Origin of the sequence: Oceanobacillus sp. MO10714A, assembly GCF_037072045.1 — a bacterium.
GTDB classification, from domain to species: Bacteria; Bacillota; Bacilli; order Bacillales; family Amphibacillaceae; genus Oceanobacillus; species Oceanobacillus indicireducens.
Map to the genome: position 1 here is coordinate 1 of NZ_JAXHDC010000023.1, position 15613 is coordinate 15613.

Annotated in this window: 9 protein-coding genes and 1 pseudogene; 5 read left to right on the plus strand and 5 right to left on the minus strand. The window is 38.9% G+C overall.

Annotation, left to right across the window (positions count from 1 at the left end):
- The first annotated feature begins 464 nt into the window (after nucleotides 1-464).
- From SPD53_RS12075 to SPD53_RS12090, 4 genes are read left to right on the plus strand one after another with little or no spacing between them, the layout of a single operon-like run.
- A complete protein-coding gene (locus tag SPD53_RS12075; RefSeq protein ID WP_336252718.1) occupies nucleotides 465-1949 on the plus strand; it encodes a TIGR02677 family protein in 1485 nt (494 codons plus the stop codon).
- Nucleotides 1946-3097, plus strand: a complete 1152-nt coding sequence (locus tag SPD53_RS12080; RefSeq protein ID WP_336252719.1) for a TIGR02678 family protein — start codon at nucleotides 1946-1948, stop codon at nucleotides 3095-3097. The genes SPD53_RS12075 and SPD53_RS12080 overlap by 4 nt, the downstream gene beginning before the upstream one ends.
- Nucleotide 3098: 1 nt before the next feature.
- Entirely contained in the window at nucleotides 3099-7241 is a 4143-nt protein-coding gene (locus SPD53_RS12085) for a TIGR02680 family protein (protein WP_336252720.1), read from the plus strand.
- Complete coding sequence (locus SPD53_RS12090; RefSeq protein WP_336252721.1) at nucleotides 7241-8521, plus strand: TIGR02679 family protein; 1281 nt, start codon at nucleotides 7241-7243, stop codon at nucleotides 8519-8521. Before SPD53_RS12085 ends, SPD53_RS12090 begins: the two co-directional genes overlap by 1 nt.
- 568 nt (nucleotides 8522-9089) lie before the next feature.
- Here the strand turns inward: SPD53_RS12090 and SPD53_RS12095 are convergent.
- The 5 genes and pseudogenes from SPD53_RS12095 to SPD53_RS12115 form a co-directional block, all read right to left on the minus strand.
- Nucleotides 9090-9536 carry an OsmC family protein gene (locus SPD53_RS12095; RefSeq protein ID WP_156856363.1) on the minus strand — a complete coding sequence of 149 codons (447 nt, stop codon included), beginning with the start codon at nucleotides 9534-9536 and terminating at the stop codon, nucleotides 9090-9092.
- 226 nt (nucleotides 9537-9762) lie between these two features.
- Complete coding sequence (locus SPD53_RS12100) at nucleotides 9763-10800, minus strand: lactonase family protein (protein ID WP_188856150.1); 1038 nt, start codon at nucleotides 10798-10800, stop codon at nucleotides 9763-9765.
- A gap of 121 nt (nucleotides 10801-10921) precedes the next feature.
- Nucleotides 10922-11251, minus strand: a pseudogene (locus tag SPD53_RS12105) (branched-chain amino acid transport system II carrier protein); the annotation flags it as partial.
- A gap of 74 nt (nucleotides 11252-11325) precedes the next feature.
- Nucleotides 11326-12798, minus strand: a complete 1473-nt coding sequence (locus SPD53_RS12110) for a GGDEF domain-containing protein (protein ID WP_336252722.1) — start codon at nucleotides 12796-12798, stop codon at nucleotides 11326-11328.
- Nucleotides 12799-12923: 125 nt separating this feature from the next.
- Nucleotides 12924-14516 carry a long-chain-fatty-acid--CoA ligase gene (locus SPD53_RS12115; protein WP_336252723.1) on the minus strand — a complete coding sequence of 531 codons (1593 nt, stop codon included), beginning with the start codon at nucleotides 14514-14516 and terminating at the stop codon, nucleotides 12924-12926.
- 357 nt (nucleotides 14517-14873) lie between these two features.
- Here SPD53_RS12115 and SPD53_RS12120 point away from each other — a divergent pair, with 357 nt between their 5' ends.
- On the plus strand, nucleotides 14874-15329 hold the full coding sequence (locus SPD53_RS12120; RefSeq protein WP_336252724.1) for a CBS domain-containing protein: 456 nt from the start codon (nucleotides 14874-14876) through the stop codon (nucleotides 15327-15329).
- Nucleotides 15330-15613: the final 284 nt, after the last annotated feature.

The following is a 15613-nucleotide window of genomic DNA, read 5'->3' on the forward strand; positions in this document are numbered from 1 at the left end:
GGTTTATTCTCCCTTCAGCATATTCTTCTTACTTTAACGGGAAAACAACTAGGGTTTATTCTCCCTTCAGCATATTCTTCTTACTTTAACGGGAAAACAACTAGGGTTTATTCTCCCTTCAGCATGCTCATCTCACTTAATCGGGAAAGTATCCTTCCGCCGGGCAACTGAACGGTAATCAGGGCACTATAATAGCCGAGCAAGATACTTACGTTGAATGAAAGCATTCATTCATTTTGAGAAGACTTTTTTAATTAATAACGGCCAGGTACAACATCGAAGGTTAGGAGCGCTTAATTAGAATGATTTGCTTTAATATTTTCAGAGTGCGAAAGTTGAGTTATTTACTTATTAGGGGCAACCTCTTCTCCACTGATTCCCACAACCATTCGACACAATTCGAGTAGTGACATATACCTGAACCATGTTAGAATAGAACTAACTATGAACCGAGTGGTGATAATATGTTTAAACGTGTAAAAGAAGCAACTTATTTGACGGCTGAAAAGGCGTGGAGCTACCGGGCAATTCTCCGTTATTTTTTTATTCAGCATGAAAGAATGAGAGAATTTCTTTTCCCAGAAGAAATCTATGAATACCTTATTCAATATGACGAATTCAAAGACTATCCAATTGAAGCCCTTCACATTGACCTCGACACGCTGGTGAAATGGGGAAACCTCATAGCTAGACAAGAATTGGGTAAATCGCGAACCGTTGAAGAATTTAAAAAGAAGCGATTTCGTTACCAATCCACACCTTATACCATCGAATTTGAGAGAATGCTCATCCAGCTTGAAGGCATGGGAGAAGTATTTGGCGGCTCTCTTGAAAAATCCCAATTTGAACGCCTTTATCAATCCCTTGCAAAAATTGAACGTATTATCAAAGGAAACTTAATGGAAAAAAATGAAGAATGCGCTCAACTTTGGGATGATACTCTTTCCTATTTCCGGCAAATTACCCAGAACACATCCGACTATATTGCCTACCTAAATAGTGAAGAAGTTGAAGAGCAAATGCAAACGGAAGCTTTTCTCGTTTACAAGGATCAGTTTACTACCTATTTAAGAGACTTTATTATAGCGCTGCAAGGAACATCCCTGCAAATTCAGGATATTTTACTTGCAATCACAAAAAGTGAACTGCGCGCCTTTCTTCAAAAGGTCATCCAGCATAAAGATCAAGTTTTCCGCTTTGAGCAAGAACAAGAAGAAACAGATCCATATAAAGAACAGGAGGAAAAATGGGCAAGCATTAAAGATTGGTTTCTCGGGAACGAACACGGGGAAAGTCAATACGAAATGTTACAACAACGTACAACCGAATCCATTCGTCGGATTACTCGAGTAGTTCAGCGACTTGGGGAGAGACATCAATATTTCCGGAGCAGGAAAAAGGATTACCTTCATCTCGCAAAATGGTTTAGCTCATTGGAAGACTTGGAGGAAGCACATCAGCTTTCCTCTGTAGCCTTTGGTGTCTTACATACTCGTCATTTCCACATCGATCACATCCCAACGGAAAACATTTATACCGACGTCTGGGACGAGGAACCAATGAAACACGAAACAAAACCGATCACACGGAACTACCGGGAAAAAACAAGACCTGGTGCAGTTACCAGTAATACCAAAAAGAAAGAAGAATTAAAAAAACAATATTTAGAACAGAAGCAACAGGAGAAGAAACTAATCGAACAATATATTGAAGGAAACGAAATCCACATTGAAAATCTTCCGCTTGTTGAATCCCATGTTAGAAAACTGTTACTCTCCTGGATCGGTAAAGCGATGGTTCGCAAAGATCGGACGATAAAAACAGAGCTTGGTGTAAAGGTACGTGTAGTTATCCGTGATGGTCGAGTTTTACTACGAGCAAAAGACGGCGTCCTCAAAATGCCTAATGTAACCTTTCAATTTATAGATCTGGAGGGATCAGCATCATGAATCAGACCGGATTTGATGAAGAAACAATTGAAGCTTTAAGCATATTATTTGAACAGTTTTGGGTGTTACGCACGAAAGAACCTGCTACATACCAATTCATCCGTGAACGGGAAAAAACATTGAAACGATATATTTCCGATAAATTGGGATTTGACTTAATCGTTCACCAACATTTTATCAAATTGGAAAAAATACCAGTTACTCCAAAAGGATGGATGGGAATTCAAGATTTTACTGAGCCACTTGATTATGCAATTTTTTGCTGTGGATTGTCTTTCACCGAACAGCGATCCGTTGAGGAGCAATTTTTATTATCCGATATTACGGAAGAAATCGAGGATCTCTATCCAGGAGATTTTCCGCTGGATTGGACGAATTATCAGCAGCGTAAATCACTTGTACGTGCACTGAAGAAAATGGTTGAACTCGATATTATTAAAGTTGTCGATGGCGATATTGAATTGTTTGCAGGTAATGAGGAGCATGAAGTTCTTTATGAAGTGACAGTTTACGCCCGCTATTTCATGCGCTCCTATCCAGATGATTTGTTCTGCTACCAAACAACAGAGGAAATACTCGAGAGCGAATGGCTGAGACATCAAGATGATGTGCGTCGTAAACGGGTATACCGGAAACTGCTTTTCTCCCCCGCTGTCTATCGCGAGAGCGAGGAAGATCCTGATTTCGGTTATATCCGGAGCTTCAGAAACAGACTGCGTGAAGATTTAGAAGCACATACACCGTTTCAACTAGAGGTATTTAAAAATGCAGCCATGCTCGTCATGCCGGAACGAAAACAGCGCTATACCCTATTTCCCGACCAGAAAGCAATTATGAATGTCGCACTCCATTTTCAAGCGTATCTGCGCGAGAATAGCGAGACTTATTCCATTAATGCACTTGGTGAACTCAAATTGACGATGGCAGAATTCAGCCAAATAACAGGAACGGTAAAAGGGATTTACGGACAGGGCTGGAGTAAAAAATATCGAGATATGTCCTATAACTTGATCGCTGAAGAACTTTTACAGCTCTATAAAGATTGGGAATTAGCGACAGTCGAAGCCGATTCAGACATGATCATATTAAAACCTGCCATTGCAAGAATGGTCGGGCATTATCCTAAAGACTTCGAGGTGAACAATTAAAATGAATAAATGGAAAATGAACCGTGCAGGGTTACTGAATTTCTGGTATTACGATGAAGAAATTTTTAATTTTTCTAATGGAAAACTATTGCTCCGAGGTAGTAATGGTTCCGGAAAATCCGTGACCATGCAAAGCTTCCTCCCTGTACTTCTTGACGGAAGAACATCGCCTGACCGTTTAGATCCATTCGGTTCCAAAGCAAGAAAGATGGAAGATTATCTTTTAGGTGAAAAAGAGATCGTCAATCGGGATGAACGGACCGGCTACCTATTTATCGAATTTAAACGGGAGCACACCGAGCAATATTTAACAATTGGGATTGGCTTACAAGCAAAACGCAATAAACAGATGAAATTCTGGGGGTTTGTCATAAATGATAACCGTAGGATTGCCATCGACTTTCATCTGTATAAATTGGAGCGGAGTGCAGGTGAAGAACATAAACTCCCTCTCTCCCGCGTTGAACTCGAAAACCTTCTTCAAGATGGAGGTCATGTTGTACAGACAAAATCAGAATATACGAAGCTCGTAAATAAATATCTATTCAACTTTGAAACAATCGAAGCTTATGAAGACTTGATTAAACTGCTTATCCAGCTCAGAAGTCCAAAGCTTTCCAAAGACTTTAAACCGACCGTCATCTATGAAATTTTAGAAGCCGCTCTTCCCCCATTGTCCGACGAAGACCTGCGTCATCTGTCGGATACGATTGAACAGATGGATCAGACCAAACAGCAGATCGAACAACTAGACCGGGAAGCAGCTGCCATCACCAGCTTAAATAAATTCTATCAAACGTATAATGAATATATACTCGCCGAACAGGCACATGAATATTTACAAGCCGAAAAACGTTTGGCAAAAGAGCAAGAAAATGAACAGGAAACCAAATTGAAACAAGAACAGCTAATAAATGAAATCGAGCAGCTGGAAGTAGACAGGAAAGAACTAGAATTAAAAAAATCCACCTATATGGCGCAAGAAAAGCGATTACGCTCCCATAAAATTTGGAACTTAGAAGAGGAACGTGCGGAAATAGAAAATAAACTTACACAAGAAACTGCGATACACCGCAGAAAAACGGATCAACTGCAAACAAGGCGAAATCGAGAGCATAATCTAAGAATAGATTTACAGAAACTAGAAACAACTATTGCAAGTCAAGAAAAAGACATCAAAGACAAGCTGACCGATCTTGTAAATGACGCGGAAGAAGCTGCGTTTACGGAATCTCATCATATAAATGAACAAGATTTTAAACGTCACGGGCAAGCAACCTTTGATTTCAGCTTATGGAAAAAAGAAGCAGGCAACCATTTGTCGAATCTTGAATGGTTAGAAGAGAAACTAAGAGAATTTGAAGCATTAAAAGAGAAATACCAAGAAAAAAACAAACAATTGGCAGATGAAAATAAAAAATTGGATGACGCCCTGTATCAAGAACAGGAATGGGTACGACTTTTCGAAGAGGATAAAGAGATAAAATTGAATGAAATCCACACTTGGGTAAATGAAACATCTTGGCTTGATATTCCAGATGAAGTTATGCAGGAAACTGCTCGTGCGTTGCAAAGTTTATATGAGGATACCTCCTATGAAACGATAAAGGAACCATTCCGCCAAGCAACATATCAATATGAACAGAGCCAACGAGAAAAACTGTCTGAGCTTCGTTTCATGCAAAATCAATTAATAGAAGAGCTCGAAGCAAAGGAAGCAGAACTGGCTGAATGGAAGTCGAAAAAAGATCCCGAGCCAGCCACTGACCCGTTAACAAAAGAAGCTAGGCAGCAACTAACAGAAATGGGGATTGCCTACTCCCCTTTATACGCAGCAGTTGAATTTCATGATGATGTCGAACCGTCACTTCAGAAACGGATTGAAGCTGCATTAATTGATAGCGGTATGCTGAACGCATTGATTGTAGAAAAAGATATCGAAATAAAACATGATAAAGTACTGACTGCGGATCCGCAGATGATGGCTTACACGCTCGCTAATTATTTAAAACCTGACCTTGATTCAAACAGCAAACTAGCAACGAGCTTAGTTGATGATATATTAAGAAGTATTTTAATCGATGAAAGCGGTGAAACTCATTTCTCCGTAGATGAACAAGGTAACTATAAAATAGGACTTCTCAAAGGGCATGCTCTCCCGGTGGAAAATGTTCGGTATATCGGTAAAAATGCAAGAAAAAGATACCAAGCAGAACAAATCGAACGCATCCAGGAAGAAATCTATGCTTTACAAAACGAAAAACAATCCCTGGACAGCAGAATCGAACAAATAGAAACAGCAATTAAACAAGCGAGCACGCGACTTGCTGCTTTTCCACCCGACAAAGACTTAGCTGAAAGTTTCAACCAGATTAAAGATGTTCGATTAACGATCAATCACCATAATGGACAGATCGCAATATTAACTACTGCAATCCAGACAATATATGCGGAATATACAACTGTAAAACGTACCATTGATGAAAAAACGAGGAGTTATAATTTAGAAGTGAGTCTCTCTTCATTTCAAGAAGCAATCGTTGTAATGAAGCGTTATGAAAAAGATTTATCCGAAACAGAGAAATCACATATCCAGTACATTAACTTTTCTCTTCAATATCAGGATAAACAAGATCAACTTCGCGAATTGACAGAAGAAATATTGGAAATTCAAGGAGACATCAACATAGCAGAAGACTTGATTAAAGGGCTCGAAGGAAACTTAAAACAAATCAAACTCGAACTTGAAAAACACGGAGAAACGGATATTCGTAAACAGATCAATGAAGTACAAGACATGTTAAAAGAAATCGATCATGCCCTCGATAAAACGAAGGAAAAGCTGCCGGTTAAACGAACAGAACGAAAACAGATCGATGAACAGCTCACACATGTCCGACAAACCGTTCAATTTTGGTTGCACCTGAAGGAAACTTGGGAGAAGTCTTTCTTAAGCGAATTGCATCGGGAATTCGTACTTTCTGGAAATGATCAACCTGCACATGAGGCTGCTAGGAAAGTTACAAACGAATTTGGACATCTTTTAAAAGAGAAAGAACGTCCTAAAATTTTAGAACAGCTGACAAAAGAATATTATAAACAGCATGGCGACTTAATGGAATATCGTCTGAACAGCTTCAGTGCACCCTACCAGACACCTGAATGGATGAATATCGAGACAAGCGATGAGCAGAAACTTCATATTGATAATTGGAAACAAAAAATGTCCCGGCAGCTTATTGAATTGAATCATCTTGGAAAACAGATGAGTCCTTCGATGCTTAAACAGCAAATAGAAATGGAACAAGCTCGTCAAGAAAGTTTCCTTGACGATCAGGACAGAGCACTATATGAAGAAATCCTTTTCCATACCGTTGGGCAAAAGCTGCGTGCACGAATCCGTCGAGCAGAGCAATGGGTGAAGCAAATGAAAAAATTAATGGAATCTCGCGACACCTCATCCGGCTTATCCTTCTCTATCCAGTGGAAGCCCCGAACAGCCGATTCGGAGACTGAGATGGATACGGTTGATCTTGTCCATCTACTAAGACAGGATGCCAAGCTTTTAAAAGAAACAGATAGAGATAAAATTATTATGCACTTTCGCTCCAAAATAGAAAAAGCAAAAGAAGTAGCCGAAAATGAAAATGAATTACAGACATTCCTTCAAGTGTTGAAAGAAGTGCTTGATTATCGTAAATGGTTCTCCTTTGTTCTCTATTTTCGCCGTGAAGGAGAGAATAAACGTGAACTGACAAATAATCAGTTTTATAAATTCAGTGGTGGTGAAAAAGCGATGGCAATGTATATTCCTCTGTTCACTGCTTGCTATTCGCGCTACTTGGAGGCTGATCCGGAGGCACCCTATATAATATCGTTAGACGAAGCTTTTGCTGGAGTGGACGAAAATAATATTAGGGAAATGTTTGAGATTGTGGAGCAATTAGGTTTTGATTATATGATGAACTCGCAAGTGCTTTGGGGAGATTATGATACGATCAGTGAGCTTTCCATTTATGAACTTCTAAGACCGAAGAATGCTGATTTCGTCGGCGTCATGGGCTATTACTGGGATGGAAATAAACGCATCGAACTTGATAAAATAGAAACAGATGAAGAAAGCGACATGAAGGTGACACAATGATGATGAAAGAAGCTTTAGCTTATTTTAGCGACGGAGATCATTTTCGTCGCTTGTTTTCTCTTTTTAAGAAAAAATATGAATCTCTTGGCAGAATTGGCGGTACAGTTAGATTAGAATATTTTTCAGATGAAGAATTAGATGCACTCGCACGATTTTTAGGTGTAACAGATAAAGAATTAAGAAGGAAGGGCAATGTTTCCCTTGAGAAATTTGAGCAACAGCTACAATCAACGAGATTTGAAGGAGTCCATTTAAAAGCGTTACTCGAAGCGTATTTCGGGGAAACCCTTCTTTCAAAAAAGGAAATGAAAGAGAAACAAGATGAAGAGACCCGGCAATTTTTCATTCAACTGAATGATAATTTCCCTGCACTACGTGATTGGCTAAACCATGTCAGAAAAAAGCCGGCTGATACATACTGGATTTATCGGTTAATAGAAGAGTCTAAACCTCGCTTTATAAAATGGATGGAACGCTTGGAAAAAGCAATTACACATTTACCTGAGCAATATGAACGACTACCGTTGTTCAGTCAACGTATCACTCGTGATCCACATGCATTTGACCAAAATACAAACTTAGGACGACTGTTTATTCATATGCTGTCCATTTACTCCATGAACGACGGGAACGTATTTATTCCATCGACCAGCGAAGGGATAAATGATTTGCTATTATCTCATCGAATTTTAAGGGATGATATAACGAATTATGTTACATGCGCGAACATCATTGGTGAAACAGAAAGTGGTATTCATCCAATGTGGCAGGCAGCCGCAGAAACACATAGCGTCATGAATGTTCCACTTCGGGAATTAGTCGATTTATCACATGCTTACCCAGCTAACCATGGATGCGATGTTTGGATTGTTGAGAACTCGGGTGTCTATTCAAGCTTGATTGACGAACTTCCAAGTGTTCCATTGCTGTGCACGCATGGACAATTTAAATTAGCAGGTCTTGTTCTAATCGACTTACTCGTGCAAGAAGGATGTACAATCCATTATGCAGGTGACATTGATCCAGAAGGTTTAAATATAGCGGAACGATTATTGCTCCGGCACCCAAGTAATGTGCGGATTTGGAAAATGGATCTGGAATCGTACAAAAAATCGATCACAGAGGTAGAACTATCCACCGAGCGTATCCAAAAGTTAGCTTCGATCACATCCTCTGCATTAATACCAGTCGCGAATGAATTAAGAAGAAAGAAAAAAGCAGGTTATCAGGAAGCATTGGTTCCTGATATGATGCAGGAATTAATGATGTATTTAGGATAGAGATTAATTTTTATGGCAGCAAGGATATTTTTAGAGGATAAATGATTTTTTCAGGTAAAAAAGCTTTCTTTCCAATAGATCTATTACGAACTTGGAAGAAAGCTTTTTTACTATTGTTTTTTCTTCTTAAAAATTACTCTACATCACTGTACAAGAAGACTTTAAATAATGCTTGATGAGCTTACTATAATAAATGTGCAGCTTTACTGGACGGCGGAATCGAACAAGGAAAGTTTTTCACAAATTGATAAGACCCCTCTGCGTGAACGAACTCTAATCTTAGTTTCTTCGAGGGATTAAACTACCTTTAATTGCATGAATGAACTCTAATCTAGTTTCTTCGAGGAATTAAAGCACCTCTAATCGACCGAACGATTTCTATGCTGACTTATTCAGGTGATTAGAACCCCTCTAATCAACCGAAATGAAGTCGAATCTAGGACAAACGGGCGATTAAAGATGAAACGCTCTATTCTACTCGAAAAAAATCTTGGAATCGCATTCACAATTATAATGAATTACTAGTTTCACTCACTATACCAGAGGGTTTCTTACTGTAAAAGGTGAATTATTTATTTTCAATAATAACTTTATTCAATTTCATTGTTACTGGGTTCGCAATGGTGTCACCAACGGGACAGGTTGCTTCGATAAACTCAATGAATTTTTCAACTTTTTCTCGTGGTTCGTCTGTGTCGATATGAATATTATAACGAATTTCTGAATAACCTTTACGAACATCAGATATCCCCATAAATCCGTCTGTATCAAGGTCACCTTCCAGCTCTACCCAAAGATTATGGAACGTCATATCATGTTTTCCAGCAAACGTTGCGGCGGTAATAGCTTGACAAGCACCAAGTGCTCCTAGAATCATTTCCACCGGATTCATTCCCGTATCTGTCCCGCCCAAACTTTTAGGCTCATCAACCGTAATTTCAAAATCCCTAGATTTCACCTTCACTTGAACACCTTTTTCCAGATGTGCAGTTGCTTTAAATATACTCTGGGGCATGATGATAACCACCTTTTCTTTAATATTTTTCCTTTCAATTATATTGTACACCTTTTCACATTGATAGTCTGTAGACAAATTGTGAAATATTGAACAAAAATAATGGAAAAGGTAAAAAATCAAATATAATACTTGATTTTTTACCTCGATTATCATCGGCTGGCATGTTTCCACTTTTTCTTGTCATAATTAGGAAACGTGCCAAGCTTTTTAGTTACGCAATCAATTAAGCATGCAAGAATTTAACGCAGACCGCTTCTGGTGCTTCTACATCTTTCTGCAGTAGGGTTAGTTTTCCTGTTTCACTATCTCTTTCAAACAATGTTAATGTGCCACTTTCCTGGTTTGCAGCTACAATAAATTGCTCACTAGGATCGAGTACAAAATCACGCGGCCAGTTTCCTTCTGTATGTGTATACTTAACCAGCTCGACCGAATAATCCGCTGCAATTCGGTAAACGGCGATGGAATCATGGCCTCTATTACCTACGTACACAAATTTCCCGTCGGAAGATAAATGGATTGCGCTTCCTTGGTTATTTTCCGTAAAATCTTCTGGAATTGTTGCTACATACTGGACTTCTTCAAATGATCCCGTATTCTCATCATATTTAAGCACAATAACCTCATTGCTTATCTCTGTCATTACATAAGCATAGGGAGCTGTCGGGTGGAATGCAATATGGCGCGGACCACTGCCGGCTTTTACAGTTAACACATTAACTTCTTGTAATTCATCTCCATTCGGGGAGTAAGTTGTAATCGTATCACTGCCGAGATCCACAACTACAACATATTTCTCATCTGGCGTATATCCTGCAAAGTGGAGATGCGGTTTTTCCTGACGCTCATGGGGGCCGCTTCCTTCATGAGTTACAGACTTTGGAGCCTGGATGGAGCCATCTTCGTTCGTGAGGAATGTTTCCACTTGTTTTGTATGGTAATTCGCCGCGACAACTAAACGGTTCCTACTATCGACACTCACGTGGCAAGGCGGGGCACCAGCTGTTACTTCACTGTTTAATTTTTCTAAGTTGCCATTTGAAACAGAAAAGGCCGCAATACCTCCCTCCTCACCTTCCTGAGAAACAGCATAAACATAATCATTATTATGACTTACAGCTAAGTACGTCGGATTATTCAATTTAACCGCCACTTCTACGTCTGTTATCTTTTTCTGTTCGGTATCCAAGGTGAAACGATAAATTCCTTCACTCGTTTTCTTTGTGTAACTACCGAGATAACCTGTATATTTTTTGCCCACTTAAAATTCCTCCTTCAATATTGCCAATAATTCAAGTTACATCATACACTACCATAAGCATGACGGCTTTGTCCTCTAACTAGTATTATATATCTCTACTCCCAAAGCTGTCTCGTTCAACCTAGCTTACTTTTTTATCAAGAGCCACTGTCTCCTTGTGACCTGTCACAAACCGGTCCATAACATATCCAACAATTGCACCGGCAAACGCTGGAACAATCCAGCCTAAACCTAGATCAAAGAACGGAACAAACCCGATGATTTGTCCTACATTTTCTAAAAGGAAAAAAGCACGCACAAATAAAATAGCTAGAGCAACAAGTAAAATTGGTGTGAGCAATTGTCCCACACGGTCAACTATCTTCTTAGGATTTAAAGAAATATAATAAGCAATAGCAAAAAATAATAGGGCAAACAGTATAAGCGGTCCACTACCTTCATTGGTAAAATAGGGTTGAAAACCTAATTACATACGGTATATTGGGATTTGCCGGAAGAGTAGGATAGTTGTTTCCTTTTATATTTCTACCCATACACCCGATACTGATTCTTCCCTCTTCCCTTTGACTCATACAATGCTCGGTCTGCCCGCTTGTAAATCTCACTCACGTCCTTTACTTCATCATCAACTAGCGCAATTCCAATGCTTGCTGTTAAATCAAGACCTCTTGTTTTGTAATACTCTGTTACAGCTTCATTCACTGCAGTGATAACTTGTTTTGCGACTAATTCTGCTTTATCTCGGTTCGTATTTTGAAGTACAATCGCAAATTCATCCCCGCCTAATCGATAAGCCTTCCCCTCTGAATGGATAGTCGACTGAATAGAAGTTGCCATGTTTTTCAATAATTCATCCCCATCTGCATGTCCGAACAAATCATTAACAGACTTGAAATGATCCAGATCAATCATTAATAATCCTGTTTCACCTTCACTCTCACACAAAACTCCATCTAAATCCTCTTCAAATGCCGCCCGATTCCTTAAGCCCGTCAAGCTATCATGGAACGCCATGTACATCGGACGGGACACCCATTTTGAAATAATAAGAGCGATTATAATTGTTATAACTAAAATAAATGCCAGTTGCAGAATAAATGATTCCTTGTGCCTTTTAAGAATAGATTCAAGTTCCTGTTCGTTATAAGCTATTTCAACCACTTTATTCTGTGTCGAACCAAAATCATAGCCAGAATCGTAGGGCACGTAATGATAAATGACTGCTTCGCCCTTATCGTTTAAGGTGCGAACTTCAGTAGTTTCTCCTTCAGCTAATGTTTCTTCAAAAGCGGCTCTCCGCTCCGGCGATAATTTCGACTCTTCTGCAGGATCCCCCAATGCAAGACCACCTAGATTCAGTATATTTATTTCATTAATCGATGGGTAACTTTTTTCCAAATCATGGGTCACTGTTAGGAAATTAAAATCCTTGAAAATATCCCCTTCCTGCAAGGAATAACTAAGCTCAATGATATATTCTTTATCAGGAGTCGCCATGTAGCTGTATTTAGTTATCTCGCCGGTTGCTTGAGCAATGTCCATTCCATCGTGGTAGAATGCACCAGCTTCCCTCCGAGTGTCAAGTATCTTAGCAAGCTTGCCACAACATTCATTAAAATCCATCCCGATATCATTCTCAATCGAACTATGTGAAATGACATTGTCCGGATTAATGAAATACACGTCCATCTCGTATTTCTTTTTTAAATTTTGTATATCCCACGTATCGACGGCTGGATTATTTTCATAAAGCTCTAACATTTCCCTTGTATTCGCTTTCATCTTCTCCGCTACATCGTTATCAAAATAATAATAGGCTTTATCTATTGTATTTAAGGAATACTCTACCGTAGCCTCAATGCTTTCCAATTGAAATGCATTATTTTGAATAGCCTGGTCTGATATTCTTTTATGATTGATTGTTGCAATAACAAAAGCTATTACTGCAGCAAAAATAACCATCGTAACGACTAATTTAATACGAAAGCTGCGCCACATGAAGATTCGTTCCTCCATTCCCTTTATAGAAGCTGCAAATATATAGTTCATTTGTATGATATACTTTTTAACTAGGGAATTCAAGTAGAGATGCCAGTTACTACCTTTAAAATAACAAAGACTTTCTAATTCACAAACCTTCCACTCTTACCTACTGACTCCCAATAATCATGCCGCAGCCGGACTTTTTGTATTTTTCCTGATGCAGTTTTAGGAAGCTCATCTACAAAGGTAACACCTGTAATTGCTTTAAAATGAGCAAGTTTAGCTCTAGAAAATTGAATCAATTCTTCTTCCGTAACTTCTGCTCCCTCTCGCGATACCACAAATGCGTAGGGTGTTTCGCCCCATTTTTCATGTGGGACAGCAATGACAGCCGCTTCTAAAACCATCGGATGTTCATATAAGGCTCCTTCTACTTCTATTGAAGAAATATTCTCCCCACCAGAAATAATGACATCTTTTTTCCGATCAATGATTTCGATATTTCCTTCTTCATCTACATTGGCCATATCCCCAGTATATAACCATCCGTCACGTATCGTTTTTCTTGTCGCTTCTTCATTTTTCCAGTAACCTTTCATCACCCCGTTGCCTCGAACAATAAGTTCACCGACTTCCTTAGCATTCCAAGCAACTTCTTCACCTAATTCATTAACAACCCTTATCTCTGTTCCAATCATTTGAACACCAGACTTCGCTTTTATCCGGTATTGTTCTTCTTGTGGAAGATCTTGAAAATGAGAACGAATCGTTGAGATAGTAGTTAAAGGAGTGGATTCCGTCATACCGTAGACTTGAATAAACTCCCAGCCCAATTCCTCTTCTACCCTTGTAACAAACGATGGTGGAGGCGCAGAGCCAGCAATAACCACCCGTATATTCTGGTTAAATATAGGAGTATTGTTCTCATAATACTGTAACAAAGAATTTAAGACTGTCGGTGCCATATGCATCACGGTAACCCCATGCCTTTCAATCGCTTCAACAATACTTTCAGAAGACGCCTTTCTCAAACAAACTTGGGTTGCACCGTTTGCTGTATAATAAAAAGGAGAGCCCCAACCATTTACATGAAACATTGGTAACACATGAGCCAGCACGTCCTCATCGTCAACCCTTAAATGATGCATACTCGTTAAAGCGTGAAGATAATTATTGCGATGGGTTAACATCACTCCCTTTGGATTACCAGTAGTCCCGCTCGTATAAAGCAAGCTGCAGATATCCGTTTCCTCTACGTATTCCCGCTCAAATTCCCTATTTGAATAAGAACGTAAAAACTCGTCATAGTCCCGTTCGTCACAGCTTCCGTCATGATAATGAACAATAATATCTACTACGGTATCCAGTTGATCTTTGATTGGTGCGATTAAATGATATAATTCCTGATCAATGAATAATATCTTAGATTCACTATGATTTAGTATATATAGGTAATCTTCTGATGTTAAACGGATATTTAGAGGTACCATAACTGCTCCAAGCTGGAAAACCCCATAAAATCCTTCCAACATCTCAACCGTATTTGGTGCAAGATATGCCACTTTGTCACCCTTTGTCACTCCAAGCTCGCTAAGACCACGTGATAATTGATTGACACGTTCGTTTAGTTCGCGATAGGTATATACACGATCATCATTAATGATTGCTTTCTTATCCCCGTAAAGTTTGACAGCTCGATCTAGAAATTGAGTCAGAATTAATGGTACTTCCATATTTATCCCCCTCATTATTAACAGAAAATTTTATTATCATCATAACACAACTGAATTGTAAGCGCTATTATGTTTTTTATCGAATATTTTCCAAACAGAACCTTACTGCTACCCAAACTAATTCAAGTTTTGCCGATGATTTTAGGAAACCAAATGTCTGTAAACCGTATATTTGGAAAAATATTCTTATAAAGAGCCTTTTCATCTGGTAGAGTGCCTGATCTGAATACATTCGGTGGAGTGGCCCCTCTTTTTGGGTTTGCAGCAATAGCACGATGAACTTTTTTACACATATGAAAAACAAAGATGTGGTAAAATAGACTTATATGCATGTATCTTTAAAGAGAGGTGCAATCTATGCAAGTAAAGGATTTTATGATCAGAAAAGTATATACCGTAAATCCAACTAATTCCATCAAAGATCTACTCGTTATATTGCAAAAAAATCAAATTGGCGGTGTGCCTGTTGTAGATGATGACAATCATTTAATCGGCATCATTTCTGATGGAGATGTATTGCGTTACCTATCCCCTAACCCCGTAGCCGGCCTTGCTGATCTTGTCTATATTATAGAAGACGGAAAAATGGAAGATGTTCTTCGGGAAAAATTACAAACAAAGGTCAAAGCAATTATGAGGAAGCGCAATATTGTAAAGGTCCCGCCAGACGAGAATTTTGAAACAGCCATACGCATATTATCAAAACACCATTTTAAAAAGCTTCCAGTCGTAGATGATGCTGGCAGAGTAGTTGGCGTGCTTAGCCGTGGTGATATTATTAATAATATTGCGGCTAAGATGATTGGAGAATAGATGAAAAAACGAATCTTAACAATTGTTAGGATTCGTTTTTTGTTATTCTATTGCTTTTTTCACGGTTTACTCATTACTTTACTTATCGCTTCATATGCCGATTTAAGAATAGTTTTCATGTTTGATTTATCACGTATTAACGGTCTGTAATACCCCCTCCTCTAAACATAAGGGAAACCCAATATTTGAAGGCTGGGATAAACAGTCCGTAAATCCCTGATTCTGTTCAACTAACATTCGGTGAGGGAGGTAAGGATACCACCACTGAATGAGTTTCACTTTAT

What these genes read in the sequence shown, in the direction of transcription:
- SPD53_RS12075 (WP_336252718.1), top strand. Translation starts at nt 465, where the DNA reads ATGTTTAAACGTGTAAAAGAAGCAACTTATTTGACGGCTGAAAAGGCG.
- SPD53_RS12080 (WP_336252719.1), top strand. Translation starts at nt 1,946, where the DNA reads ATGAATCAGACCGGATTTGATGAAGAAACAATTGAAGCTTTAAGCATA.
- SPD53_RS12085 (WP_336252720.1), top strand. Translation starts at nt 3,099, where the DNA reads ATGAATAAATGGAAAATGAACCGTGCAGGGTTACTGAATTTCTGGTAT.
- SPD53_RS12090 (WP_336252721.1), top strand. Translation starts at nt 7,241, where the DNA reads ATGATGAAAGAAGCTTTAGCTTATTTTAGCGACGGAGATCATTTTCGT.
- SPD53_RS12095 (WP_156856363.1), bottom strand. Translation starts at nt 9,536, where the DNA reads ATGCCCCAGAGTATATTTAAAGCAACTGCACATCTGGAAAAAGGTGTT.
- SPD53_RS12110 (WP_336252722.1), bottom strand. Translation starts at nt 12,798, where the DNA reads ATGTGGCGCAGCTTTCGTATTAAATTAGTCGTTACGATGGTTATTTTT.
- SPD53_RS12115 (WP_336252723.1), bottom strand. Translation starts at nt 14,516, where the DNA reads ATGGAAGTACCATTAATTCTGACTCAATTTCTAGATCGAGCTGTCAAA.
- SPD53_RS12120 (WP_336252724.1), top strand. Translation starts at nt 14,874, where the DNA reads ATGCAAGTAAAGGATTTTATGATCAGAAAAGTATATACCGTAAATCCA.